Consider the following 23,223-nt stretch of genomic DNA (forward strand, 5'->3'; position numbering starts at 1 on the left):
TCGCTCAACGGGACCGGGTGAGTACGTACCAGTCGGGTGAGTCCGGGTCTCCGTACGCGTAGTTCAGCTTCGGTCTGCCGGCCGTGCCACCCAGGGTCCACTCGCCCGGCCAGCAGCCGCCGGCGTCGATGGCGACGTGCTGGAGCCAGGGGTTGTCGTCCGGTTCGAACCGCCACGTTCCGGAGCCCTCGCACCCTCGGTCCACGGGGTCCGGTTCGGAGTCGTCGCCCCGGGTGCCCACGGCGACCGCCCGTCCATCCGGGTCCAGCCGCAGGGTGCCGCCCCGGCCGTCGTTCCACGTACCGGCCAGGTCCGAGGCGTGCACCCTGGGCGGGGCGTACTCGTCCACCAGCCCGGTCCCGTAAGCCAGGGATCCCGTACCGAGCACGGCGGCCACCGACAGCAGGCCGGCCCCGAGGAGGGACCGGTACGGGCGTACGCGGCTGAGGGCCCAGCGCGTCAGCAGCGCCACCGTCGACAGCGCCGCCGTTCCGCACAGCCACGCCCACCACCACGTCCCCGGGCCGCCGCCCGCCGCCGCCGGCCACAGGGCCACCACGGCCGCCCAGCAACCGGCCGCCACCGGCACCCGCCACCAGGCGTCCCGGCCGGCGCCGCCCCGCCGCCCTGCCCAGTCGGCGAGCGACAGCGTGGGCAGCACCGCGCACAGCGTGCCCAGCACCGCCGCGGGCAGCCCGAAGCAGAGGAGGAAAGGAAGCATCAGCAACGCCATGCCGGGCCCGTCGCCGCGCATGGGCGACTCCCGTGCCATCTCCACGAAGTTCACGATCTCCACGGCCGACGGAGCCATGACCAGCACCGTCACCACTGAGGCGGAGATCGGCGCCGGCCCCCACACCTTGTGCGGGACCACCAACGGCTGCGCGTGCGGCCACATCGGCCGCGTCCCCCTGTTGTTCAGCACCCCTCACCCCCGGCGGTCGCATCGTCCCATGGGGCGACGTGCCTTCCGGCCGCGGGGGCCGGTCGGCGAAGATGAGGCTGTCAGCGGCAGGGCCGTAGCAGTACGAGCAGCGAGGAGCGTCCACACAGATGGCCACTTCCGGTTCCGGAGCACGGCCGCCCACGATCGCCGACGTGGCCCGGGCCGCGTCGGTGTCGCGGACGACGGTGTCGCACGCCCTGAACGGGATCGGCAAGGTCGACCCCCGGACGCGGGAGCGCATCAAGAAGGTCGCCGCCGAGCTCGGGTACCGGCCCAACCTGCGGGCGCAGCGGCTGCGGCGCGGGGAGGCGAAGGCCATCGCGCTGGCCTCGTCGATGCCGTTCGCGGTGGCCGGCGGGCCGTCGCGGCTGGGGTTCTACATGGAGGTCGCCGCCGCGGCCGCCGAGCGGGCGCTGCTGCACGGGTACGCCCTCGTGCTCGTACCGCCCGTGCAGTCCGGTGCGGCGCTGTACTCGGTGGACATCGACGGGGCCATCGTCGTCGAGCCCGACCGGGACGACGTGGCCGTGGCGCAGTTGCGCGAGCGCGGGCTGCCGTACGTGGCGCTCGGGCGCCCCATGGCGGAGGGGGACGATTCCCCGTACGTCGACCTGCGCGGCGGGCTGGTCGTCGACCTGCTCCTCGCCCACCTGCGCGAGCAGGGCGCCCGGCGTCCGGCGCTGCTCATCGGCGCGGGCTCCCGGCACTCGGCCGTCGACGCCCGCGCCGCGTACGAGCGTGCCGCCGCCGAGCACGGCTGGGCGCCGGTCGTCGCCACGGCACCCGAACAGGGCGGTGAGCAGGCCGGGTACGACGCCTGCGCCGCCCTGCTCGCCGAGCACCCGGACACCGATGCCGTCTGCGCCCTGGTGGACGCCTTCGCCGTCGGCGCCGTCCGGGCGATCCACGACAGCGGCCGCCGCATCCCGGACGACGTGCTGGTCGTCACCCGGTACGACGGGCTGCGCGCCCGGACCTGCGAGCCGCCGCTCACCGCCGTCGACCTGCACCTGGACCGGGCCGCCGCCGACGCCGTGGAGCTGCTGCTCGGCCGGCTGCGCGGCGAACCGACCGGACCCCTGGCCACCGCGCCGGAACCGCGCGTCGTGCCCCGGGCCTCCTCACTGCGAGCCGCCGCGTCCCGGGACACGGCGCCCGCGTGAGCCCGCCCCGGGACACGGCCCCGGCGTGAGCCCGCCGTGCGTCATGGCACGTCACAGGCCCAGGATGATCACAGGCCCAGGATGAGCCCCGTTCCCGAGACGAGTGCGAAGACCAGCACGAACAGCCTCATCCGGCGCGCGTCGAGCCGTTGGTGGACGAGCTTGCTCAGCCACGCGCCGACGGCCAGGGCCGGCAGCAGTGCGGCGGCCCACCCGAGCTGGGCGGCGCTGCCCTGCCCCGTGGCGAACAGGAGGGCCAGCGAGGCCACTTCGCCGACGAGGAAGCAGACGGCGACCGTGGCGCGCAGCTCCGCCGGCGGGCGGTGCTGGTACACCAGCGCCAGCGGCGGGCCGCCCACGCCCGTCGCCGTCTCCGTCAGCCCGGTCACCACGCCCGCGCCCACATAGGCGCCGCGTCCCGGTGTGAACGCGGGCGCGGCCAGGCTCACCACCGCCGCCAGTACCGTCGCCACGCCCACGAACAGGCCGAGCCGCCGGTCGGGGATCACCCACAGCAGCATCAGCCCGCCAGGCGTGGCCGCCAGCCGCGCCGCCGTGATCCAGCCCGCGCCGCGCAGGTCCAGCGCGGCACGCTCACGCCACGCGACGTACAGGTTGAGCGGGATCATCGACGCCAGCACGAACACCGGCACCAGGCCCGGGTCCAGCAGTCCCGCCACGGGCGCGACGATCAGGGCGAAGCCCAGACCGCTCGCGCCCTGGACGAACGCCGCGACGGCGACCGTGACGGCGAGGACGACGATCGTCTCCGTACTCACGAGCAGGCCGCCCAGGCGTCGCCGGACGTGGGGTGGACGCGGGTCACCGGCGCCCGGAGCATGACCTCCCGGGCCAGTTCGGCCGCCCGCCGCACCAGCGCCCGGCCGTCCCAGTCGGTCGGCCACCCGCGCCACAGCCGCAGCCGGCCGGCCACGAACACGGCGCTGATCTGGTCGCGGTTGCCGCGCCGTACCAGCTCCCAGGGCAGGTCCCAGGACAGCGCCGTCTCGGGCGCCGACACGTCGACGAGCAGGAAGTCCGCGGCGGCGCCCTCGGCGACGCGGCCGGTCCGCCCGCCGAGCCCGACCGCGTCCGCGCCGCCCCGGGCGGCCCGGTCCAGCCATGTCCAGCCGGCGCCGCACGACGAGTCGCCGGTCGCCAGCCCGTACGCGAGGCGCTGCGCGAACTCGGCTGCGTCGGCCAGCCGGAACCCGTCGCCCCGCGTGCCGTCCGTGCCCAGCCCGAACCGGACCCCGCGCTCGGCCATCGTCGTCGCGGGGGCCACCGCGTTGCCCTTCCAGGCGCTGGCGACCGGGTTGTAGCTGACGGCGGCCCCGCTGTCCGCGAGCAGTGTGACCTCGCGGGGCGTGACCAGCGTGGCGTGCGCGGCCAGCAACTGCGGGCCCAGGGCGCCGATTTCGTGCAGATACTCCAAGGGTCGCAGCCCGTGCTGGACGAGCGAGCGTTCCACGCCGGCCAGATGCTCGTTGACGTGGATCTGGACGACCGCGCCCGCCTCGGCGGCCATACGCGCGGTGCGGCGCAGGGTGTGGGCGGTCGCGGCCTCCGGGACGGACACGGCGAGGGACGGGTGGATCAGCTCCTCGGCGCCGTACCGGGTGAGGTGCTTCTCGGCGTGCGCGAGCGTCGTGTCGGAGTCGCCGTCCACGTCGTTGCAGACCAGGCCGAGTACGCAGCGGATGCCGGCGTCCCGGGCGGCGGCGGCCACGGCCTCCACGTCCACCGAGGCGCGGGTGCCCGCCTCGGCGACCGTGGTGAACCCGCCGCGCAGCGATTCGAGGGCGGCCAGTTTCGCCGCCACGTACACCGCCTCCTCGTCCAGGGCGCCTTCGAGCGGCACCCACACGCGGCGGAAGATCTCCGACGGCTCCCCGAAGGCGAGCGCGGCGCCGAAGCTCTGCGTGAGGTGGTGGTGGGCGTCGACGAAGCCGGGCATCAGGACGTGCCCGGGCAGCCGGACGGGCTTGAGGTGCGGGTGTTCCCGCGCAAGCCGTTCGGCCGGTCCGACCGCGCGGAAGGTGTCGCCGGCGACGACGGCCGCGTAGTGGTCCCTCAGCCCGTCAGGCGTGAGCACCGCGTCGGGGGCCAGGAGGAGTCCGTCGCCGTCGTCGGCACGAAGGCGGTCGGGGGTCAGGTGGCTCATCGGTCACTTTCGGTACGGGTACGGGTACGGGGCCGGGGCAGCTTGATGTGGTGGAACAGGACGTTCAGGACGGCAGCGGTGGTGGCGCCGACGGCCACGCCGCTCTCCAGGAGGATCCGGGCATTGGGCGGGAAGCCGCCGTACACACCCGGGATGAGGATGGGCAGCAGTCCGAGGGCCAGGGCGACGGCGCAGATGAAGGTGTTGGTGTGCCGGTCCAGCTCCGCGGCCCGCCCGAGCATCTGCACGCCGAGCACCGTGATGACGGCGAACACCACCATGGCCGTGCCGCCGACGACGGCCGACGGGATGACGCTGATCGCCCGGGTGATCGGGGCCAGGAAGCCGATGACGATCAGGACGACCCCGGCGGCGGCGGTGACGTACCGGCTGCGTACGCCGGTGACGCGGACGATGCCGATGTTCTCGCCGCTGGTCACCATCAGCGGCAGGCCGAAGAAGCCGCCGAACAGGGAGGTGAGCGCGTCGCCCCGGATGGTCTTCGGCACGTCCTGGCGCTTGTCGATGTCCTTGCCCACCGCCTCCGCGTTGATCACGGTCTGGCCGGTGGCCTCCGCCATGGAGGCGAGGCTGTAGAGCATCAGCGGGAGCGCGGCGAGCAGGTTGAACTCGGGCGAACCGAACGGCAGGGCCTGGGGGAGGTTCAGCAGGCCGCCCTCGGCCGCCGAGCCGAAGTCGACGCCGCCGAGGACGAAGGCGAGCACCGTACCGGCGATCAGGCCCAGCATGACGGCGAGTTGCCGCAGCACACCGGTGAACAGCCAGTAGAACGCGACGGTGAAGCCGATCGTCGCCATGCCGAGGAGCAGGTTGGTGGGGTCGGCGAACCCGGGCGTACCGGGCCGGCCCGTGACGAGCACGGCGCCGACCTTCACCAGGTTGACGCCCACGATCACGATCATCGTGCCGATGACCAGGGCGGGGAAGAACGCCAGCAGCCGGGAGAAGACCGGCAGCACGACGAAGTAGAACGCGGCGGTGATGATCACCGCGCCGGTGGCGGTCGGCAGCCCGTGCTGCTCGGCGATGGCCAGGAACAGGATGAGCGGCGCGCCCCCGGGCAACATGACGAACGGCAGCTTGGGCCCGAACTTCCACGGGCCGAGGGACTGGATCAGGGACCCGATCCCGGACAGGATGAACGCGGCCGAGAGCAGGTCGACCGTCAGGCCGGGGTCGAGCCGGAGCGTGGCGCTCATCAGGAAGATCGCCGAGATCGGCGTGGCCGCCATGACCAGTACGTGCTGGATCCCGAAGAGCAGGATCCGCCCGAGCGGCCGGGACTCGTCCACGGGGTGGGCCGACCCGGGTGACCCGTGTGAGACGGGAGAGGCGGGAGACCCGGCAGGGGCGGGAGAGGCGTCGTCGGGCCCGTGCGGGGGAGAGGCCACGGACTCCGGCTGGTCGTCGGTGACGGTGTCGGCGTGGGTGTCCGCACCGGTGACGGTGTGGGCGGACGCGGGGTCGGTGTCGGACCCCGCGGGGGACGGGACGCGGGGCGTGGAGTGGGGACTGGACACGTTCGAGCTCCGTTCGGCTCGCTCCGGGTTTGGCCGCGACCCGCCCGAGACGGGAGCGGAATCGTTGGGGCCAAATCGATTTGGCCGCCAGTATGTGAGTGCCCCGGGGGCGCGTCAAGGGATACGTGCGGCCCGGATTGCCGCATGCATGGCGCACACGTTTGATGGAAAGAGGGCCCCGGTGGGCCGTGGCCGTCGGGCCGTCGGCCGGAAGGAGAGGCGATCGTGGTTCTCGTACTGCGCCCCGGAAGGCCGGGTGACGCCCAGGAATGCGGCAGGATCTGCTTCGAGGCCTTCGACGGCATCGCCCGCGAGCACGGGTACTCCTCCGACATGGTCAGTGCCGAAACGGCCACCGAGATGTTCCGGATGGTGTTCGACCACCCCGGGTTCTACACGGTCGTCGCCGAACTCGACGGCCGGATCGTGGGCAGCAACTGCCTCGACGAGCGTTCGGCCATCGCCGGTGTCGGGCCGATCACCGTCGACCCCGCCGTACAGAACGGCGGAATCGGCCGTCGGCTCATGCTCGATGTCATGCAGCGGTCCGCCGAGCGGCAGGCGCCGGGCATCCGGCTGTTGCAGAGCGGCTACCACTGCCGGTCGTTCGCGCTGTACGCCGGGCTCGGGTTCGAGTTCAAAGAGACGCTGGCCTGCCTCCAGGGCCCGCCGATCGGCGGGGCCGTGCCCGGGTACGAGGTGCGGGCGGCCACGGACGCGGACCTCGCGGCCTGCAATGACCTGTGCCGCCGGGTCCACGGCGTGGACCGCGGCGGAGAGCTCGCGGACGCGCTCAAGGCGGGCACCGCCCGCGTGACCGAGCACGACGGGCGGATCACCGGATACGCGACGGACCTGGCCTTCTTCGCCCACGCGGTCGGCGAGAGCACCGACGACATCCGGGCGCTCATCGCCGCCGCACCCGCCTTCGGCGGCCCCGGCATCCTCGTACCGGCACGCAACAGCGCCCTGCTGCAGTGGTGCCTCGCCAACGGGCTCAAGGTGCACCAGCTCATGAGCCTGATGACCATCGGCCTCTACAACGAGCCGGCCGGGGCGTATCTGACGTCCATCCTGTACTGACCGGGGCTACGGCGCCGTCAGGATGCGCGGCCCCTCGTCCGTGATCGCGACCGTGTGCTCCACGTGCGCCGCGCGGCTGCCGTCCCAGGTGCGGACCGTCCAGCCGTCCTCGGCCGTGCGGTGGTCGTCACCGCCGCCGGCGATCACCATCGGCTCGATGGCCAGCACCATGCCGTGCCGCAGCGGCATCCCGCGACCCGGGCGGCCTTCGTTCGGGACGCCGGGGTCCTCGTGCATCCGCCGCCCGATCCCGTGTCCGCCGAACCCGTCCGGGATGCCGTACCCGGCGGCGCGGCACACGCGGCCGACCGCGTGCGCGATGTCGCCGATGCGGTTGCCGACGACCGCCGCCGCGATACCCGCGTCCAGCGCCTCGTACGCCGTGCCGATCAGCCGCGTGTCCGCCGGGCGTGCCCGCCCGACGGTGAGGCTGATCGCCGCGTCGCCCGCCCAGCCGTCCAGGAGGGCGCCGCAGTCGACGCTCACGAGGTCGCCGTCCCGCAGCCGGTAACCGTCCGGTATGCCGTGCACGATCGCGTCATTGACGGACGTACAGATCACCGCCGGGAAGGGCACCGGCGCCCACTCCGGGCGGTAGCCGAGGAAGGGCGACCCGGCGCCCGCCTCGCGCAGCACCTCGCGCGCGGTCCGGTCCAGCGTGCTCAGTGTGACGCCGGGGGCCGCCGCCGCCCGTACCGCCTCAAGTGCCTCCGCGACGACCCGGCCGGAGGCGCGCATGGCGTCCAGGGAGGCGTCGGTCTTGATCTCCACCATGCCAATTACTATACCGGTATTAGTATGGGGTCATGGTCCGAACCCCCCTCACCCCCGAAGAGCGCGAACGCGGCGAACGTCTCGGGCAGTTGCTCCGCGAGGCGCGCGGCCCGCGCAGCATGGTCGAGATCGCCGCGGCCGCCGGTCTCTCGGCGGAGACCCTCCGCAAGATCGAAACGGGCCGTGCCCCGACGCCCGCCTTCTTCACCGTCGCCGCCCTCGCGGGGGTACTGGGTCTCTCGATGGACGACCTCGTCTCCCGCTGCGCGCTGGTGTCCTCCTGAGTCACCGCTCGTCGAGTCGGTACAGCTCGGGCACCGAGACCTTGACCGGCTCCTGCGTCGTCCGGGCGATCACCACGACCGCGGGCTCGTCCGGGTCGGGGTTCTCCTCGCGGTGCGGCACGAACGGGGGGACGAGGAAGAAGTCGCCGGGGCCGCCGGCGAGCCGTACCTCCTGCGTGCCGTCGTGGTAGACGAACACGGGGTGGCCGCTCACCACGTAGATCCCCGCCTCCGAATCCCCGTGATGGTGGTTGTCCGTCGCGCTCAGCGGCGGGTTCTCCACCAGGCCCATCCAGAGCCTCCTCGAACCGACCGTGCCGCCGCTGATGGCGGCGTGCCCGGTCAACTCGCCGGCACGGACGTGGTGGACGCGGTTGTTCAGCGGCGCGTCGTCACCGGCGCCCCGTGCGGTTCCGGTGCTCTCGTGCGCGGTCATCGTGCGGCCTCCCGGTTTCTCGACGGGTCCGACTTCTCGCCGGCCCTGACCGGAACCAGGCTGCGACGCGCGCCCCGCAGCGCCAACCGTTGTTGCCGTTACGGCAACACGCCCGCCCTCGCCTCCGCCAGCAGGGCGCGCGCCTTCGGCTCCGCCTCGTCGTACCGGTCCGGGTGGGCCGAGCGCTGCACCTCCTGGGCCGTCTCGCCCGCGGTGAGGTGGGGCGACCGGCGCTCCACCTCGACGGCCCGGGCGAAGAACCGCCGCGCCGCGTACGGGACCCGCCTTATCTGCTCGGGCGTCCCCCAGCCCCGGCTGGGGCGCTGCTGGAAGACGCCGAGCGAATCCTTGTCGCCGCAGTCGAGGTTGTTCATGTGCGACTCGACCCAGCCCGCCTCGAAGGCGGCCAGCATGACCTTCTCCGAGACCCCGAGGCGCCGCCCCACGGCGTACACGGTCCTGGTGACCTCCAGGTCCCGGTCCGGCGGGATGCGGCAGGGGCGCGTCATGACTGGGACGTGCCCGCCCCGGACCGGCCCCGAACCCACACCGGTGGATCCGGGCAACCCCTACTGGGCGCACGGGACCGGGTCGAGGGCGTAGGGTCGCGGCCGTGATACCTGAAGGGTTGCGGCACGGCCGCTATGTCAGCCTGACCACGTTCCGCAAGGACGGCACGGGGGTCGCCACGCCGGTCTGGTACGCCGTGGACGGCGACGAACTGTACGTCTGGACGCGCGCGGACTCCTGGAAGGTCAAGCGGCTGCGCCGCGACAGCCGGGTCGTCGTCACCGCGTGCGACGTGCGCGGACGGGTCGCGGACGGTGCCGTACGCGCCGAGGGCACGGCGCGGCTGCTGGACGACCTCAAGGGCGTACGGAAGCTGCTGGCCCGCAAGTACGGCTTGCAGTTCTGGCTGGTCGACCTGCCGGCGGCGCTGGCGCGGCGGGGCAAGCGGCCGCACGTGGGCATCGCCGTGAAGTTCCCGCCCGAAAAGCTCCTGTAGCCCGGCTGTAACACGGCTGAGGTCGAATGCCTCCGGACCGGAGGATTCCAGTCGGCCGGTCGGCCGGTCCGGCCATACGGCTGTGGGCAGGGGCATACATGACGGTGCATCACCTCCCCGAGGAGGTCGAGGCGTTCGCGCGCTACCTCGGACGCCTGGTCGCGCTGCTCGACGAGGGCGGCGGGTGGTACGGCGTCTTCCGGCAGCGCGACCCCGACGGCATGCGGGCCTGCCTCGCAGGCACGGAGGTGCCGCCCTGGGACGTCGTCGAGGCGCTGCTCCAGGACCTCGCGGCGGCGCGCGGCGAAGCGGCGCCGGACTCCGGGACGGTACGGGCGGAGACGGTACGCGCACGGGACCTGCACGAGGCCGCGGCCGCCGCCCACGACCGGCGCCCGGGCGGGCGGGAGGCGCTGCGCGAACGGCTGGCCCTGATGGTGGGCGAGCAGGCGGGCGCGGCCCGGCGCGGCCAGGAGCTGGTCGCCCTGCTGGGGACGGTCCCGGAGGGCTCACCGGACGCGGAACGGCTGGCCCACGACCTCGCCTGGGTGCGCGACGACCACGCCAGGGCGACCGCGCGGATCACCGAGCTGGGCGTCCGCCTGGCCGCCCTGCCCGAAGCGCCCGCTCCCGCTCCGCCCGCTCCCGCTCCGCCCGCGCGCAAGCGCCCCAGAGGCGCCCGGTACGCCTGGTTCGAGGAGGGCGACGGCCACCCGGACACCGCTCCCGCCCCCGCCCCCGCCCCGGAACCCGTACCCGACCTGCCCACCGCCGTCTCCGTCCCGCGCGGGGCCCGGTTCGGCGGCGTCACCGACCAGGAACGAGAACGGGAACGAGACCAAGAGCAGGAACAAGGACAAGAACGCCACCAAGAACACCACCAAGAACACCCGCCCCACACCGCCCCCGACGAGGCCGCTCCCCACCCCGCCCCCCACCACACCGTCAACGCCCTCCTCCGCCTCCGCGCCGAAGGCCGGAGCGGTGAGGCGCACGCCCTGCTGTGCGAGGCCGCCGCCTGGCCCGCCGCCCACCTGCCCCTGCTCGCCGCCGAGCTCGACCGGGCCGGCCTGGGCCCCGACTGGGCCACCCTCCTGTGGGAGGCCGCCGCCTCCCTCACGCCCGAGCGGCTCGTGGACCTCGTCGGGGCCCTCACCTCCGCCGGGCGGGACCAGGACGCCCGGCAGTTGCTGCACCAGGGCGTGGCCCGGCCCACCGCCGAGACGGCGGCCGCCGTGCTGGGGCTCGACGAGAGCGGCCGCGCCGAGGAGGCCCGGGTGCTGGTCCACGCGTTCGTCCGTTGCCGCAGCGCCGAGGACGCCGCCCGCCTCGCCGCGTACGCCCCGCACCGCCTGGTGCCGCACCTGCTGGCCGCCGCCCGTGAGCTCGCCGCGACGTCCCCGTCGCACGAGCGCGACCTGGTGCACGCCCTGCGCGTCGCGGGCCTGGTCGGGACCTGATCGGCAACCCGCGCAAGCCGCCCGCTGTGGACCACTCGGGTACGAAACATGATCGACTCCGGCGGTTAATGGCGGCGGTCTTGCCCAGGGGTGTGACGAGGCTTACGTTCGCTTCCTACGCACCCCGTCTACGTGCGTAGAGGCTCTCTGACGCCGTGCCGAAGGAGCAGCTCATGTCCCACATCGTGCGCGCCGCCCTCGTCCAGGCGACCTGGACGGGCGACACCGAATCCATGATCGCCAAGCATGAGGAGCACGCCCGCGAGGCGGCCCGGCAGGGCGCCAGGGTCATCGGTTTCCAAGAGGTCTTCAACGCTCCGTACTTCTGTCAGGTCCAGGAGCCGGAGCACTACCGCTGGGCCGAGCCCGTACCCGACGGCCCGACCGTCCGGCGCATGCGGGACCTCGCCCGCGAGACCGGCATGGTGATCGTCGTCCCGGTCTTCGAGATCGACGGCCCGGGCTTCTACTACAACACCGCCGCCGTGATCGACGCCGACGGCTCGTACCTCGGCAAGTACCGCAAGCACCACATCCCCCAGGTCAGGGGCTTCTGGGAGAAGTACTACTTCAGGCCCGGCAACCTCGGCTGGCCGGTCTTCGACACCGCCGTCGGGCGCGTCGGCGTCTACATCTGCTACGACCGCCACTTCCCGGAGGGCTGGCGCCAACTCGGCCTGAACGGCGCCCAGCTCGTCTACAACCCCTCCGCCACCCACCGCGGCCTCTCCTCCCACCTCTGGCAGTTGGAGCAGCCCGCGGCCGCCGTCGCCAACGAGTACTTCGTCGCCGCCATCAACCGCGTCGGCCGCGAGGAGTACGGCGACAACGACTTCTACGGCACCAGCTACTTCGTCGACCCGCGCGGCCAGTTCGTCGGCGACCTCGCCTCCGACAAGGAGGAGGAACTCCTCGTCCGCGACCTCGACTTCCGGCTCATCGACGACGTACGGCAGACGTGGGCGTTCTACCGCGACCGGCGCCCCGACGCGTACGAAGGGCTGGTGAAGCCCTGATGACCGGCCTCCGCGCCACCGACCTCCACGCGACCGACCTGTACGCACGCCACAAGGCCGTCATCCCCGACTGGGTCTCGCTCTACTACCAGGACCCCATCGAGATCACCCACGGCGAGGGACGGTACGTCTGGGACGCCGGAGGCAAGCGCTACCTCGACTTCTTCGGCGGCATCCTCACCACCATGACCGCCCACGCCCTCCCCGAGGTCACCAAGGCGATCACCGAGCAGGCCGGGCGGATCATCCACTCCTCCACCCTCTACCTCAACCGCCCCATGGTGGAGCTCGCCGAACGGATCGCCCACCTCTCCGGCATCCCCGACGCCCGGGTCTTCTTCACCACCTCCGGTACGGAGGCGAACGACACCGCCCTGCTGCTGGCCACCGCCCACCGCCGCACCAACCAGATCCTGGCGATGCGCAACAGCTACCACGGCCGGTCCTTCTCCGCCGTCTCCGTCACCGGCAACCGCGCCTGGTCACCGACCACCCTCTCCCCGCTCCAGACGCTGTACGTGCACGGCGGCGTCCGGACCCGCGGCCCGTACGCGCACCTGACCGACGCCCGGTTCATCGAGGCGTGCGTCGCCGACCTCGAAGACCTGCTCGGGCACACCGGTGACGTCGCCGCGCTGATCGCCGAGCCCATCCAGGGCGTCGGCGGCTTCACCTCCCCGCCCGACGGGCTGTACGCCGCCTTCCGGGAGGTCCTCGCCCCACGCGGCATCCTGTGGATCGCCGACGAGGTGCAGACCGGCTGGGGCCGCACCGGGGAGCACTTCTGGGGCTGGCAGGCGCACGGGCAGGGCGGCCCGCCCGACATCCTCACCTTCGCCAAGGGCATCGGCAACGGCATGTCCATCGGCGGCGTCGTCGCCCGCGCCGAGGTGATGAACTGCCTGGCCGCCAACTCCATCTCCACGTTCGGCGGCTCGCCCATCACCATGGCCGCCGGCCTCGCCAACCTCTCCTACCTCCTCGAACACGACCTCCAGGGCAACGCCCGGCGCGTCGGCGGGCTGCTCCTCGAACGGCTGCGCGCCATCGGGGCGAGCACCGATCTCGTACGCGAAGTGCGCGGGCGCGGCCTGATGCTCGGCATCGAACTGGTGAAACCCGGCTCGGACGAAGCCAACCCGCAGGCAGCCGCCGCCGCCCTCGAAGCGGCCCGCGAAGGCGGCCTGCTCATCGGCAAGGGAGGCGGCCACAACACCAGCGTCCTCCGCATCGCCCCGCCCCTCACCCTGACCGTCGCCGAGGCCGAGGAGGGCGCCGCGATCCTCGAACGGGCCCTGCGCTCCATCTAGCCGAAGGGGGCGAACAACCCATGAGCACCACCCGCACCCTCATCCGTAACGGCCTCGTCATCACCGCCACCGACGAGACCCACGCCGACATACTGATCGAGGACGGCCGCGTCGCCGCGCTCGCCGCCCACGGCTCCACCGTCTCCGAGTCGTGGACCGCCGAAAGGACCATCGACGCCACCGGCAAGTACGTCATCCCGGGCGGCGTCGACGCCCACACCCACATGGAACTGCCCTTCGGCGGGACGTTCGCCTCCGACGACTTCGAGACCGGCACCCGCGCCGCCGCCTGGGGCGGCACCACCACCATCGTCGACTTCGCCGTCCAGTCCATCGGCCACGCGCTGCGCGACGGCCTCGACGCCTGGCACGCCAAGGCCGACGGCAAGTGCGCCATCGACTACGCCTTCCACATGATCCTCTCCGACGTCAACGAGTCCTCGCTCAAGGAGATGGACCTGCTGGTGGAGGAGGGCGTCACGTCCTTCAAGCTCTTCATGGCCTACCCCGGTGTCTTCTACAGCGACGACGGCCGGATCCTCCGCGCCATGCAGCGGGCGTCCGTCAACGGCGGGATGATCATGATGCACGCCGAGAACGGCATCGCGATCGACGTCCTCGTCGAACAGGCGCTCGCCCGTGGCGAGACAGACCCCCGCTACCACGGCGAGGTCCGCAAGGTGCTCCTGGAGGCGGAAGCCACCCACCGCGCCATCCAGCTCGCCCGGGTCGCCGGCGGCCCCCCGCTCTACGTGGTGCACGTCTCCGCCGAGGAGGCCGTCGCGGAGATCGCCGCCGCCCGCGACAAGGGCCTCGACGTCTTCGGCGAGACCTGCCCCCAGTACCTCTTCCTGTCCACCGACAACCTCGCCGAGCCCGGCTTCGAGGGCGCCAAGTACGTGTGCAGCACGCCACTGCGGCCGCGCGAGCACCAGGCGGCGCTGTGGCGGGGCCTGCGCACCAACGACCTCCAGGTCGTCTCCACCGACCACTGCCCCTTCTGCTTCACCGGGCAGAAGGAGCTGGGCCGAGGCGACTTCTCCAAGATTCCCAACGGCCTGCCCGGCGTGGAGAACCGCATGGACCTCCTCCACCAGGCCGTCCTCGACGGGCACATCAGCCGCCGCCGCTGGATCGAGATCGCCTGCGCCGCCCCGGCCCGGATGTTCGGCCTCCACCCGAAGAAGGGCACCATCGCGCCCGGCTCCGACGCCGACATCGTGGTGTACGACCCGACGGCCACGCAGACCATCTCCGCCGCCACCCACCACATGAACGTCGACTACTCCGCGTACGAGGGGAAGACCGTCACCGGACAGGTCGAGACCGTCCTCTCGCGCGGCCACGTCGTCATCGACCGGCGCACCTACACCGGCCGCGCCGGGCACGGCATCTACACCCCTCGCTCCACCTGCCAGTACCTCGATTAGGAGGCGACGAGAGTGGACTTCGGACTCGTTCTCCAGACCGACCCACCCGGCTCCGCCGTCGTCGGCCTGATGCGGCGCGCCGAACGCAACGGCTTCCGCTACGGCTGGACCTTCGACTCCGCCGTGCTCTGGCAGGAACCGTTCGTCATCTACAGCCGGATCCTGGAACACACCCGGAAGCTGATCGTCGGCCCGATGGTCACCAACCCGGGGACCAGGACCTGGGAGGTCACCGCCTCCACCTTCGCCACCCTCAACGACATGTACGGCAACCGCACCGTGTGCGGCATCGGGCGCGGCGACTCCGCGATGCGCGTCGCCGGCCGCAAACCCAACACCCTCGCCCGCCTCGGCGAGGCCATCGAGGTCATCCGCGACCTGGCGGAGGGCCGGGAGGCGGTCGTCGACGGGCAGCCGCTGCGCATTCCCTGGGTGCGGAACGGCAAACTGCCCGTGTGGATGGCGGCGTACGGGCCGAAGGCGCTCGCGCTCGCCGGGCAGAAGGCGGACGGGTTCATCCTCCAGCTCGCCGACCCGTTCCTGACCGAGTGGATGATCAAAGCGGTGCGGAAGGCGGCCGAGGAGGCGGGCCGCGACCCGTCCTCGGTGACCATCTGCGTCGCCGCGCCCGCGTACGTCGGTGACGACCTGGAGCACGCCCGCGACCAGTGCCGCTGGTTCGGCGGCATGGTCGGCAACCACGTGGCGGACCTGGTGACCCGGTACGGCGAGCACTCCGGGCTGGTGCCCGAGGCCCTCACCGACTACATCAAGGCCCGCGAGGGCTACGACTACAGCCACCACGGCCGCGCCGGGAACCCGTCCACCGACTTCGTCCCCGACGAGATCGTCGACCGCTTCTGCGTGCTCGGCCCGCCGGCCGCCCACATCGCCAAACTGAAGGCGCTCCGGGACCTGGGCGTCGACCAGTTCGCGGTGTACGACATGCACGACGCGAAGGAAGCGACGATCGACGCGTACGGCTCCGAGATCATTCCCGCGCTGACCGCGTAGACGCGCATCGGACGCGAACCCCCCACGCCCCGCACGGCCTCGTTCCCCGTTCCGAACGAAGGGTTCCGCCGCCATGACCTCCACGCCCGAAACCGTCCCGATACGCGTCGACCTGTCGTCACACGACATCCCCGCCGACAGCCGGTTCGTGAACGACGACCTGCTGCCCGTACCGGTCGAGCGACGCCGCTGGACCACGTACAACTTCGCCGCCCTGTGGGTCGGCATGGCCCACAACATCCCGTCCTGGATGCTCGCTTCGGGGCTCGTGGCCCTCGGTATGGACTGGAAGCAGGCCGTCTTCACGATCGCGCTGGCCAACGTCATCGTCCTCGTACCGATGCTGCTGACCGGTCACGCCGGCCCCAAGTATGGCATCCCCTTCCCGGTGCTGGCGCGGGCGTCGTTCGGGCTGCGCGGGGCGAACCTGCCGGCGCTGATCCGGGCCGGGGTGGCGTGCGCGTGGTTCGGCATCCAGACGTGGATCGGCGGCCAGGGCATCTTCGTCCTGGGCGCCAAGCTCTTCGGCGGTGGATGGGCGGAGGCGGCGCGGGTCGGCGGCCAGCCGTGGACGCTGTGGCTGTGCTTCGTGCTCTTCTGGGCACTCGAACTGGCCATCATCTACCGGGGCATGGAGGCGCTGCGCCGGTTCGAGAACTGGGCGGCGCCCTTCGTCATCGTCGGCGCGCTGGTGCTGCTGGCGTGGATCACGGCCAAGGCGGGCGGGTTCGGGCCGCTGCTGGACCAGCCGTCGGCCCTCGGGTGGGGTGCCGACTTCTGGCCGGTCTTCTTCCCCTCCCTCATGGGCATGATCGCCTTCTGGGCGACCTTGTCGCTGAACATCCCGGACTTCACCCGCTTCGGCGCCGGGCAGCGCGCCCAGATCTGGGGCCAGACCCTCGGCTTGCCCACCACCATGACGCTGTTCGCGCTGCTGTCCGTCTTCGTGACGTCCGGCTCGCAGGTGGTGTACGGGGCGGCCGTCTGGGACCCGGTGGCGCTCGCGGCGCGCACGGACAACGTCTTCGGGCTGCTGTTCGCGCTGGTGACGGTGCTCGTCGCGACGATCTCGGTCAACATCGCGGCGAACGTCGTCTCACCCGCGTACGACCTCGCCAACCTCGCCCCCAAGCTGATCAACTTCCGTACGGGCGCGCTGATCACCGGCGTGGTCGGGGTGCTGATCATGCCGTGGAAACTGACCGAGACGCCCGAGCTGTACATCTTCACCTGGCTGGGCCTGGTGGGCGGCATGCTCGGCACGGTGGCGGGCATCCTCATCGCCGACTACTGGATCGTCCGCCGCACCGTCCTCGACCTCCCCGACCTGTACCGGCCGGGCGGCCGCTACTGGTACGTGCGCGGCTGGAACCCGGCGGCGGTCGCGGCGTTCGCCGTCGGCGGTGTGCTCGCGGTGGGCGGCTCGCACTCGGCGCCGGGGAAGGGGCCGTTCCCGGAGGACGGGCTGATCCCGCTGCTCAAGCCGCTCGCCGACTACGGGTGGGCGGTCGGGCTGGCGGCGTCGCTGGTGCTGTACGTGGTGCTGATGGGGCCGAAAACGCGGTCGGCGACCCCCTGACAGCGTACTTACCCTCCAGTAGCCTGCCGTCCATGCCCTTCGACGGAATCACGTCCATGCGCGACGCCCTGACGGCCGGTCAGGTCACCTCCGCGTCCCTGGTGCTGGCCTCACTCGAACGCATCGAGGCCACCCAGGGCACGCTGAACGCCTTCCGCTGCGTACGGGCCGAAGCCGCGCTCGCCGAGGCCGAGGACGCCGACCGCCGTCTCGCGGCGGGGGAGAGGCTGCCCCTGCTGGGCGTGCCGGTCGCCGTCAAGGACGACACCGATGTGGCAGGGCTGCCCACCCGCTTCGGCTGCGCCGGCGACATACCGCCCGCGACGGCCGACGGGGAGGCGGTGCGCCGGCTGCGGGCCGCCGGAGCCGTCGTCGTCGGCAAGACCAACTCGTGCGAGCTGGGCCAGTGGCCGTTCACCGAGGGCCCCGCCTTCGGCGCCACCCGCAACCCCTGGAACACCGACCACACGCCCGGCGGCTCCTCCGGTGGCTCGGCCGCCGCCGTCGCCGCCGGGCTCGTCCCCGCCGCCCTCGGCTCCGACGGCGCGGGCTCCATCCGCATCCCGGCCGCCTGGACCCACCTGGTCGGCATCAAACCGCAGCGCGGCCGGGTCTCCGTCCACCCGTACACCGACTGCTTCGAGGGGCTCACCGTCAACGGCCCCCTCGCCCGTACGGTCGCCGACGCGGCCCTCCTCCTCGACGCGGCCTCCGGACCGCACCCGTCCGAGCGGCACCACCCCGCCCCCATCGACGCCTCCGCCGCCGCCCGCCGCGAACCCGGCCGGCTCCGTATCGCCCTGGCCTGGCGCTCCGCGTTCACCGCCACGCACAACCCGCTCCACCCCGGCATACGCCGTGCCGTCACCGACCTCGCCGAGGCCCTGGCCCGCCTCGGCCACACCGTCGAGGAGGCCCGGCCGCGCTACGGCCTGATCGGCCTGAGCTTCCTGCCCCGCGCCACCGCCGGCATCGCCGCCTACGCCGACCGCCACCCCGACCCCTCCCTCCTGGACCCGCGCACCCGCAGCGCCACGCGCACCGGCCGCCGCCTCGCCGGCCGCGTCCTGCGCGCCGCCCGCGCCCGCGAGGCCCACCAGCACCGCCGGATCGGCGCCCTCTTCGACACCTACGACGTCCTCCTCACCCCCACGACGGCTGCGCCCCCGCCCCGTATCGGCACCTTCGACGCCCTCCCCGCCTGGCGCACCGACCTCACCATGGCCGCCGCCTGCCCCTACGCCTGGCCCTGGAACGTCCTCGGCTGGCCGGGCGTCAACGTCCCCGCCGGCTTCACCCCCGACGCCCTCCCGGTCGGCGCCCAACTCCTCGGCCCGGCAGGCAGCGAGGAACGGCTGATCTCCCTGGCCGCCCAACTGGAGGCCGACCGGAAATGGCACGAGCGGACGCCGCCGGGTGATCACCGGTAGGAGTGAGGGCTACGGGGAAACGCCGGCCCTGGCGCCACCAGCTCCCGTAGCGGTACGGCGGTGGTGTGGGTGGCGGCTGCGCCGCCCTACGGCACCCGTGCCGTCCACTCCGGGGAGCTGAACTTCGACTGGGCCAGCTCACGCGCGCGTGCCATCTCCTCGTCCGTGACCGCGCCCTCGGACAGGCCGTACCGCTCGCGGAACGAGCCGATCATCTTCTCGATCACCGTCCCGCGCGGCAGGCCCGTCTGGCGGCGCAACGGGTCCACCCGCTTCTTCGCGCTCCTCGTCCCCTTGTCGGAGAGCTTCTCCCGGCCGATGCGCAGCACGTCCGTCATCTTGTCGGCGTCGATGTCGTACGCCATCGTCACGTGGTGCAGGACGGCCCCCTCCCCGCCGGCCAGCCGCTTCTGCGCCGCCCCGGCGATCTTCCCCGCCTCCGTGGCGATGTCGTTGAGCGGCTGGTACCACGCCTTGATGCCCATGTCGCCGAGCGCGCCCAGCACCCAGTCGTCGAGATAGGCGTAGCTGTCCGTGAACGACAGGCCCTGCACCAGCGCGTCCGGCACGGAGAGCGAGTACGTGATGGTGTTGCCGGGCTCGATGAACATGGCGCCGCCGCCACTGATCCGCCGTACGACGGTGATGCCGTGCCGCTCGGCCGCCTCCGCGTCCACCTCGTTGCGCAGCGACTGGAAGCTGCCGATCACCACGGCCGGCGCGCCCCACTCCCACACCCGCAGCGTCGGCGGCCGGCGCCCGGCGGCCACCTCGGCCGTGAGGACCTCGTCGAGCGCCATGTGCAGGGCGGGCGGCTGAGCCCCGTCGTGGATGAGCTGCCAGTCGTAGTCGGTCCAGTCGGTGGCGTGGGCCAGGGCCCGTCGTACCGCGACCCCGATCCCCTCCGTGGTCAGCCCGAACATCTGCGTCCCGGGCGGCAGCGCCGCGTCGATCCGGGCGGCGAGCCCCGACGCGTCGGTGTCGACGGGCGCGCCCTCCAGTGCCCGGTCGATGGCGAGCAGCGCCTCGTCGGGCTCCAGGAAGAAATCCCCGCCGACCCTCACGCGGCGCAGTACCCCGTCCTCCGCGTCGAGATCGACGACCACGAGCTTGCCACCAGGAACCTTGTATTCGCCGTGCACGTCCCCGTCTCCCATCCCAGAACCGGCAGTCATGTCAGCCTATGCCCGGAACGCGAGGGCAGCGAGGGCCGGAAATCGATATCGAATAGCAGGTTTGAAAGGCGTTTCGCGCGCACGGGTGAGGCAAGCAGCCAGGGCATGAACAATCCCCGTGAATCCGTGCCCGTGAACGACCCCTACAGCCCGTATGACCAGAACGCGAACGTCCATGCGCCGCGACGCAATAGCGACGGCGCCGGGGCGAATCGGGCGGCCTTGGCCATCCACACGATTGCGGACATTGCCGCAGGATTTCTGGTCCTCTGGATCCTGCTGTACCTGCTCGACGCCAACCAGGTGAACGTCTTCGTCAGCTTTGTGCACGATGTGGCCGACTGGCTGGCGGGCTGGTCACAGGACATCTTCACCATGGAGACCGAGGGTCTGCGCGTTCTCCTCAATTACGGCCTGCCGGCCGCGATCTACCTGCTGCTCGGGCATGGCATCGCCGCACGGGTGCGTCGTATCTGACCGAATTCAGGCCGAGTTGTCCCCGTACGCCGGTGAGGCCCGGGCTTTCCGGGTCTCACCGCCAGATCTTCGCATCGGCATCACAAAGGCTGCGCACCACCTTCGACGGGCGCCGTTAGCGTTGCAGGCTGCTCCGATACCGCGTGCGAACGTGCCCACAGAAAGACGGAAAGACCGCCGATGGACTATTGCTCCGCGTGCCGCCGGAATCTCAATGGGGCATTCGTGTGTCCGGGTTGCGGCGCCTACGCCCCCGACATAGCCCCGACCGCCCCCCGCCTCCACAGCGCCGTCGCGTCCACCGCCACGACGCTGGAGGTGTCCGACGACGCGACGGCGGACGTGTCCGAATCCGGCACGTCCGGCGCGTCCGGCGGCTTGCAGGGTGCCGCGGAGACGGGACAGGGCCGCGCGGCACGGCGCAGGCAACTGGCGCGGTGGAAGAAGCACCGTCGCCGCGCCGTCGCAGCGACGGCCATCGCCATCGTCGGTGGCGGCCTCACCATCGCCGCCCTGCCCAGCTCCAGGCCGTCCGCCGGCCACACGCACGCGGCGCCGCCGCCCGATCCCGTGACCGCGCCCACACCCACGGCCAGGACGGCGACCGGCGACTCGTCGCCCGCCCAGCCGGACACCCCGCCCTCGCGACACGCCGACGGGCGGGAGCAGGCCCCGACCGCCGCCACGCCCGGCTCGGCCGCCACCGGCCGGCAGCACGACGCCGCCACCACGGTCCCGGCACGGGCGACGTGGAGCGCGACCCCACGGACGGCACAGGAACCGGCCGCAAGAACCGGCGGCGGCCCCGACGCCGCCCCTGACACCGGCACCGGGACCGCCCCCGACGCCCCGGCCGCGTCCGCGCCCCAGGCACCCGCCCCGGCACCGGCACCGGCCACGGAGGCGCCCGCGCCCGCTCCCTCCGAAGACGCCGCGCCCCAGGGCACATCGCTCACGAACCTCCTGCCGGGCGCCCCGGCGGACGAGCCGGGCTCACCGGCGGAGGTGTGCCTGGTCGGTCTCTGCCTCGGCTGACCCCGGCCGCCGATAGCCTGCTCGCCGATCACGCGAACCGCCGCGTACGGACAGTGAGGTGACGGGCCGTATGTTCACCACCAGACCGACCCTCCGGGGCACCTTCGGCATGGTGTCCTCCACGCACTGGCTCGCCTCCCAGTCGGCCATGGCCGTCCTGGAGGACGGCGGCAACGCCTTCGACGCCGCCGTCGCCGCCGGGTTCGTCCTGCACGTCGTGGAGCCGCACCTCAACGGACCCGCCGGTGAGGTGCCGGTCCTCCTCGCGCCCGCCGGCGGCGAGGTGCGGGTCCTGTGCGGCCAGGGCCCCGCACCGGCCGGCGCGACCATCGAGCACTACCGCTCGCTCGGGCTCGGCCTGGTGCCCGGCACCGGGCCGCTCGCCGCCGCCGTGCCCGGCGCGTTCGACGCGTGGATGCTGCTGCTGCGCGACCACGGCACCAAGTCCCTCGCCCAGGTGCTGCGGTACGCCATCGAGTACGCGGAAGCCGGGCACGCGCCCGTGGAGCGGGTCGGCGACACCGTGGAGACCGTACGCGCCCTGTTCGAGAACGAGTGGACCTCCTCCGCCGCCGTCTACCTCCCCGGCGGCGAACCACCCGCCCCGGGGCGCCTCTTCCGCAACCCCGCCCTCGCCCGGACGTGGCGCCGTCTCATCGACGAGTCGGTCACCGCCGCAGGCGACGACCGGACCGGCCAGATCGAGGAGGCCCGCCGCATCTGGCGCACCGGCTTCATCGCCGAGGCGCTCCTGCGACAGGCCGGGCGCCCCACCATGGACACCAGCGGCGCCCGCCACACCGGCACCCTCACCGCCGCCGACCTGGCGGGCTGGTCGGCGACGTACGAGGACCCCGTCACGTACGACTGGAACGGCTGGACCGTCTGCAAGGCGGGCGGCTGGAGCCAGGGCCCCGTGTTCCTCCAGCAACTGGCCCTCCTGCCGGACCGCCTGCCCCCGTACGGCTCCGCCGGCTACGTGCACCTGCTCGTCGAGGGCTGCAAGCTCGCCATGGCCGACCGCGAGGCCTGGTACGGGGACGCCGCCGACGTCCCGCTCGACACCCTGCTGTCCGCCCCGTACAACGCCGAGCGGCGCGCGCTCGTCGGCGACAAGGCCTCCTACGAGCTGCGCCCCGGCAGCCCCGGCGGCCGTACGCCCCGCCTGAGCGCCCATGCCGCCGCCGTCGCCGCCGGGTGGCCAGGGCCGGGCGCACCGGCGGTCCCGCCCGCCGCCGGCGCCGGTGAGCCGACCGTCGCCGGTGAGGCCCTGTGTGCCGACGAGCCGACCGTCCGCCCCGACGGCACCACCCGGGGCGACACCTGTCACATCGACGTCGTCGACCGGTGGGGCAACATGGTCGCCGCCACGCCCAGCGGCGGCTGGCTCCAGTCCAACCCCGTGGTGCCCGAACTCGGCTTCCCGCTCGGCACCCGGCTCCAGATGGCCTGGCTGGACCCCGGCCTGCCCAACTCCCTGACGCCCGGCCGCCGCCCCCGCACCACGCTCTCGCCGTCCCTGGCGCTGCGCGACGGAGTGCCCGTCATGGCGTTCGGCACGCCGGGCGGCGACCACCAGGACCAGTGGCAGTTCCACTTCTTCCTCGCCGTCACCCACGGCGGACTGGACCTCCAGGCCGCGATCGACGCGCCCAACTGGCACAACGACGGCTTCCCCGGCTCCTTCCACCCGCGCGGCATGCGGCCCGGCGGGCTCACCGTCGAGTCCCGCACGGACCCGGCCGTCGTCGACGAGCTTCGCCGCCGGGGCCACGACGTCACGGTCGGCGGCCCCTGGTCCGAAGGGCGGCTGTGCGCGGTGGCCCGCGACCCGCGCACCGGGATCCTGTCGGCGGCGGCGAACCCGCGCGGCATGCAGGGGTACGCGGTGGGCCGCTGA

At 72.9% G+C, this 23,223-nt stretch carries 22 protein-coding genes; 14 read left to right on the top strand and 8 right to left on the bottom strand.

Going from position 1 to position 23,223, the window contains the following annotated elements:
* Positions 1-4 precede the first annotated feature (4 nt).
* On the bottom strand, positions 5-811 hold the full coding sequence (locus tag AB0J57_RS27635) for a hypothetical protein (protein ID WP_366131025.1): 807 nt from the start codon (positions 809-811) through the stop codon (positions 5-7).
* 242 nt (positions 812-1,053) lie between these two features.
* On the opposite strand from AB0J57_RS27635, the gene AB0J57_RS27640 reads away from it, so the two are divergent.
* Complete coding sequence (locus tag AB0J57_RS27640; protein WP_366131027.1) at positions 1,054-2,109, top strand: LacI family DNA-binding transcriptional regulator; 1,056 nt, start codon at positions 1,054-1,056, stop codon at positions 2,107-2,109.
* A 68-nt stretch (positions 2,110-2,177) separates the two neighbouring features.
* On the opposite strand, the gene AB0J57_RS27645 is transcribed toward AB0J57_RS27640, so the two are convergent.
* The 3 genes from AB0J57_RS27645 to AB0J57_RS27655 are packed head-to-tail and all read right to left on the bottom strand — an operon-like array spanning position 2,178 to position 5,814.
* The gene (locus AB0J57_RS27645) at positions 2,178-2,888 is read right to left on the bottom strand and encodes a sulfite exporter TauE/SafE family protein (RefSeq protein ID WP_366131028.1); all 711 of its coding nucleotides are present in this window, start codon (positions 2,886-2,888) and stop codon (positions 2,178-2,180) included.
* Positions 2,885-4,273, bottom strand: coding sequence for an amidohydrolase family protein (locus AB0J57_RS27650; protein ID WP_366131029.1), 1,389 nt, complete (start codon positions 4,271-4,273; stop codon positions 2,885-2,887). The genes AB0J57_RS27645 and AB0J57_RS27650 overlap by 4 nt, the downstream gene beginning before the upstream one ends.
* Entirely contained in the window at positions 4,270-5,814 is a 1,545-nt protein-coding gene (locus tag AB0J57_RS27655; RefSeq protein WP_366131031.1) for a solute carrier family 23 protein, read from the bottom strand. The genes AB0J57_RS27650 and AB0J57_RS27655 overlap by 4 nt, the downstream gene beginning before the upstream one ends.
* A gap of 225 nt (positions 5,815-6,039) precedes the next feature.
* Here AB0J57_RS27655 and AB0J57_RS27660 point away from each other — a divergent pair, with 225 nt between their 5' ends.
* Positions 6,040-6,897: a GNAT family N-acetyltransferase gene (locus AB0J57_RS27660; protein WP_366131032.1), complete on the top strand. Its 858-nt coding sequence runs from the start codon at positions 6,040-6,042 to the stop codon at positions 6,895-6,897.
* A 6-nt stretch (positions 6,898-6,903) separates the two neighbouring features.
* Here AB0J57_RS27660 and map read toward each other — a convergent pair whose 3' ends face one another.
* A complete protein-coding gene (map, locus tag AB0J57_RS27665; RefSeq protein ID WP_366131033.1) occupies positions 6,904-7,671 on the bottom strand; it encodes a type I methionyl aminopeptidase in 768 nt (255 codons plus the stop codon).
* A gap of 32 nt (positions 7,672-7,703) precedes the next feature.
* Between map and AB0J57_RS27670 the strand changes: the two genes are divergently transcribed.
* Positions 7,704-7,955, top strand: coding sequence for a helix-turn-helix transcriptional regulator (locus AB0J57_RS27670; RefSeq protein WP_366131035.1), 252 nt, complete (start codon positions 7,704-7,706; stop codon positions 7,953-7,955).
* A 1-nt stretch (position 7,956) separates the two neighbouring features.
* Here the strand turns inward: AB0J57_RS27670 and AB0J57_RS27675 are convergent, their stop codons facing one another.
* Both AB0J57_RS27675 and AB0J57_RS27680 read right to left on the bottom strand, forming a co-directional pair.
* Entirely contained in the window at positions 7,957-8,391 is a 435-nt protein-coding gene (locus AB0J57_RS27675) for a cupin domain-containing protein (RefSeq protein WP_366131036.1), read from the bottom strand.
* Positions 8,392-8,489: 98 nt separating this feature from the next.
* Positions 8,490-8,900, bottom strand: a complete 411-nt coding sequence (locus tag AB0J57_RS27680) for a hypothetical protein (protein ID WP_366131038.1) — start codon at positions 8,898-8,900, stop codon at positions 8,490-8,492.
* Between the two features lie 104 nt (positions 8,901-9,004).
* Between AB0J57_RS27680 and AB0J57_RS27685 the strand changes: the two genes are divergently transcribed.
* From AB0J57_RS27685 to AB0J57_RS27720, 8 genes are all read left to right on the top strand, one after another.
* Complete coding sequence (locus tag AB0J57_RS27685) at positions 9,005-9,397, top strand: PPOX class F420-dependent oxidoreductase (RefSeq protein ID WP_366131040.1); 393 nt, start codon at positions 9,005-9,007, stop codon at positions 9,395-9,397.
* A 98-nt stretch (positions 9,398-9,495) separates the two neighbouring features.
* Positions 9,496-10,857, top strand: coding sequence for a hypothetical protein (locus tag AB0J57_RS27690; RefSeq protein ID WP_366131042.1), 1,362 nt, complete (start codon positions 9,496-9,498; stop codon positions 10,855-10,857).
* 173 nt (positions 10,858-11,030) lie between these two features.
* Positions 11,031-11,873: a nitrilase-related carbon-nitrogen hydrolase gene (locus AB0J57_RS27695; protein WP_366131043.1), complete on the top strand. Its 843-nt coding sequence runs from the start codon at positions 11,031-11,033 to the stop codon at positions 11,871-11,873.
* Complete coding sequence (locus AB0J57_RS27700) at positions 11,873-13,183, top strand: aspartate aminotransferase family protein (protein ID WP_366131044.1); 1,311 nt, start codon at positions 11,873-11,875, stop codon at positions 13,181-13,183. The genes AB0J57_RS27695 and AB0J57_RS27700 overlap by 1 nt, the downstream gene beginning before the upstream one ends.
* A gap of 20 nt (positions 13,184-13,203) precedes the next feature.
* Positions 13,204-14,613 carry a dihydropyrimidinase gene (gene hydA, locus AB0J57_RS27705; RefSeq protein ID WP_366131045.1) on the top strand — a complete coding sequence of 470 codons (1,410 nt, stop codon included), beginning with the start codon at positions 13,204-13,206 and terminating at the stop codon, positions 14,611-14,613.
* A gap of 12 nt (positions 14,614-14,625) precedes the next feature.
* Positions 14,626-15,627: a TIGR03842 family LLM class F420-dependent oxidoreductase gene (locus AB0J57_RS27710; protein ID WP_366131046.1), complete on the top strand. Its 1,002-nt coding sequence runs from the start codon at positions 14,626-14,628 to the stop codon at positions 15,625-15,627.
* A 73-nt stretch (positions 15,628-15,700) separates the two neighbouring features.
* Positions 15,701-17,206 (top strand): NCS1 family nucleobase:cation symporter-1, encoded by a 1,506-nt coding sequence (locus AB0J57_RS27715; RefSeq protein ID WP_366131047.1) that lies wholly within the window; start codon positions 15,701-15,703, stop codon positions 17,204-17,206.
* Between the two features lie 32 nt (positions 17,207-17,238).
* Positions 17,239-18,636 carry an amidase gene (locus AB0J57_RS27720; RefSeq protein WP_366131048.1) on the top strand — a complete coding sequence of 466 codons (1,398 nt, stop codon included), beginning with the start codon at positions 17,239-17,241 and terminating at the stop codon, positions 18,634-18,636.
* A gap of 86 nt (positions 18,637-18,722) precedes the next feature.
* Here AB0J57_RS27720 and AB0J57_RS27725 read toward each other — a convergent pair whose 3' ends face one another.
* Positions 18,723-19,778 carry a biotin/lipoate A/B protein ligase family protein gene (locus AB0J57_RS27725; RefSeq protein ID WP_366131049.1) on the bottom strand — a complete coding sequence of 352 codons (1,056 nt, stop codon included), beginning with the start codon at positions 19,776-19,778 and terminating at the stop codon, positions 18,723-18,725.
* Positions 19,779-19,916: 138 nt separating this feature from the next.
* Between AB0J57_RS27725 and AB0J57_RS27730 the strand changes: the two genes are divergently transcribed.
* The 3 genes from AB0J57_RS27730 (at position 19,917) to AB0J57_RS27740 (ending at position 23,223) form a co-directional block, all read left to right on the top strand.
* Positions 19,917-20,288 carry a hypothetical protein gene (locus AB0J57_RS27730; RefSeq protein ID WP_366131050.1) on the top strand — a complete coding sequence of 124 codons (372 nt, stop codon included), beginning with the start codon at positions 19,917-19,919 and terminating at the stop codon, positions 20,286-20,288.
* 225 nt (positions 20,289-20,513) lie between these two features.
* Positions 20,514-21,323, top strand: coding sequence for a hypothetical protein (locus AB0J57_RS27735; protein ID WP_366131051.1), 810 nt, complete (start codon positions 20,514-20,516; stop codon positions 21,321-21,323).
* A gap of 70 nt (positions 21,324-21,393) precedes the next feature.
* Entirely contained in the window at positions 21,394-23,223 is a 1,830-nt protein-coding gene (locus tag AB0J57_RS27740) for a gamma-glutamyltransferase (protein ID WP_366131052.1), read from the top strand.

The organism is Streptomyces sp. NPDC049837, assembly GCF_040674455.1.
Lineage (GTDB): Bacteria > Actinomycetota > Actinomycetes > Streptomycetales > Streptomycetaceae > Streptomyces.

Bases quoted from the DNA above. Each gene is read 5' to 3' on its own strand.
- AB0J57_RS27635 (WP_366131025.1), bottom strand. From the start codon at position 811: ATGGCTCCGTCGGCCGTGGAGATCGTGAACTTCGTGGAGATGGCACGG.
- AB0J57_RS27640 (WP_366131027.1), top strand. From the start codon at position 1,054: ATGGCCACTTCCGGTTCCGGAGCACGGCCGCCCACGATCGCCGACGTG.
- AB0J57_RS27650 (WP_366131029.1), bottom strand. From the start codon at position 4,273: ATGAGCCACCTGACCCCCGACCGCCTTCGTGCCGACGACGGCGACGGA.
- map (WP_366131033.1), bottom strand. From the start codon at position 7,671: ATGGTGGAGATCAAGACCGACGCCTCCCTGGACGCCATGCGCGCCTCC.
- AB0J57_RS27670 (WP_366131035.1), top strand. From the start codon at position 7,704: ATGGTCCGAACCCCCCTCACCCCCGAAGAGCGCGAACGCGGCGAACGT.
- AB0J57_RS27675 (WP_366131036.1), bottom strand. From the start codon at position 8,391: ATGACCGCGCACGAGAGCACCGGAACCGCACGGGGCGCCGGTGACGAC.
- AB0J57_RS27680 (WP_366131038.1), bottom strand. From the start codon at position 8,900: ATGACGCGCCCCTGCCGCATCCCGCCGGACCGGGACCTGGAGGTCACC.
- AB0J57_RS27690 (WP_366131042.1), top strand. From the start codon at position 9,496: ATGACGGTGCATCACCTCCCCGAGGAGGTCGAGGCGTTCGCGCGCTAC.
- AB0J57_RS27695 (WP_366131043.1), top strand. From the start codon at position 11,031: ATGTCCCACATCGTGCGCGCCGCCCTCGTCCAGGCGACCTGGACGGGC.
- AB0J57_RS27700 (WP_366131044.1), top strand. From the start codon at position 11,873: ATGACCGGCCTCCGCGCCACCGACCTCCACGCGACCGACCTGTACGCA.
- hydA (WP_366131045.1), top strand. From the start codon at position 13,204: ATGAGCACCACCCGCACCCTCATCCGTAACGGCCTCGTCATCACCGCC.
- AB0J57_RS27715 (WP_366131047.1), top strand. From the start codon at position 15,701: ATGACCTCCACGCCCGAAACCGTCCCGATACGCGTCGACCTGTCGTCA.
- AB0J57_RS27720 (WP_366131048.1), top strand. From the start codon at position 17,239: ATGCCCTTCGACGGAATCACGTCCATGCGCGACGCCCTGACGGCCGGT.
- AB0J57_RS27730 (WP_366131050.1), top strand. From the start codon at position 19,917: ATGAACAATCCCCGTGAATCCGTGCCCGTGAACGACCCCTACAGCCCG.
- AB0J57_RS27740 (WP_366131052.1), top strand. From the start codon at position 21,394: ATGTTCACCACCAGACCGACCCTCCGGGGCACCTTCGGCATGGTGTCC.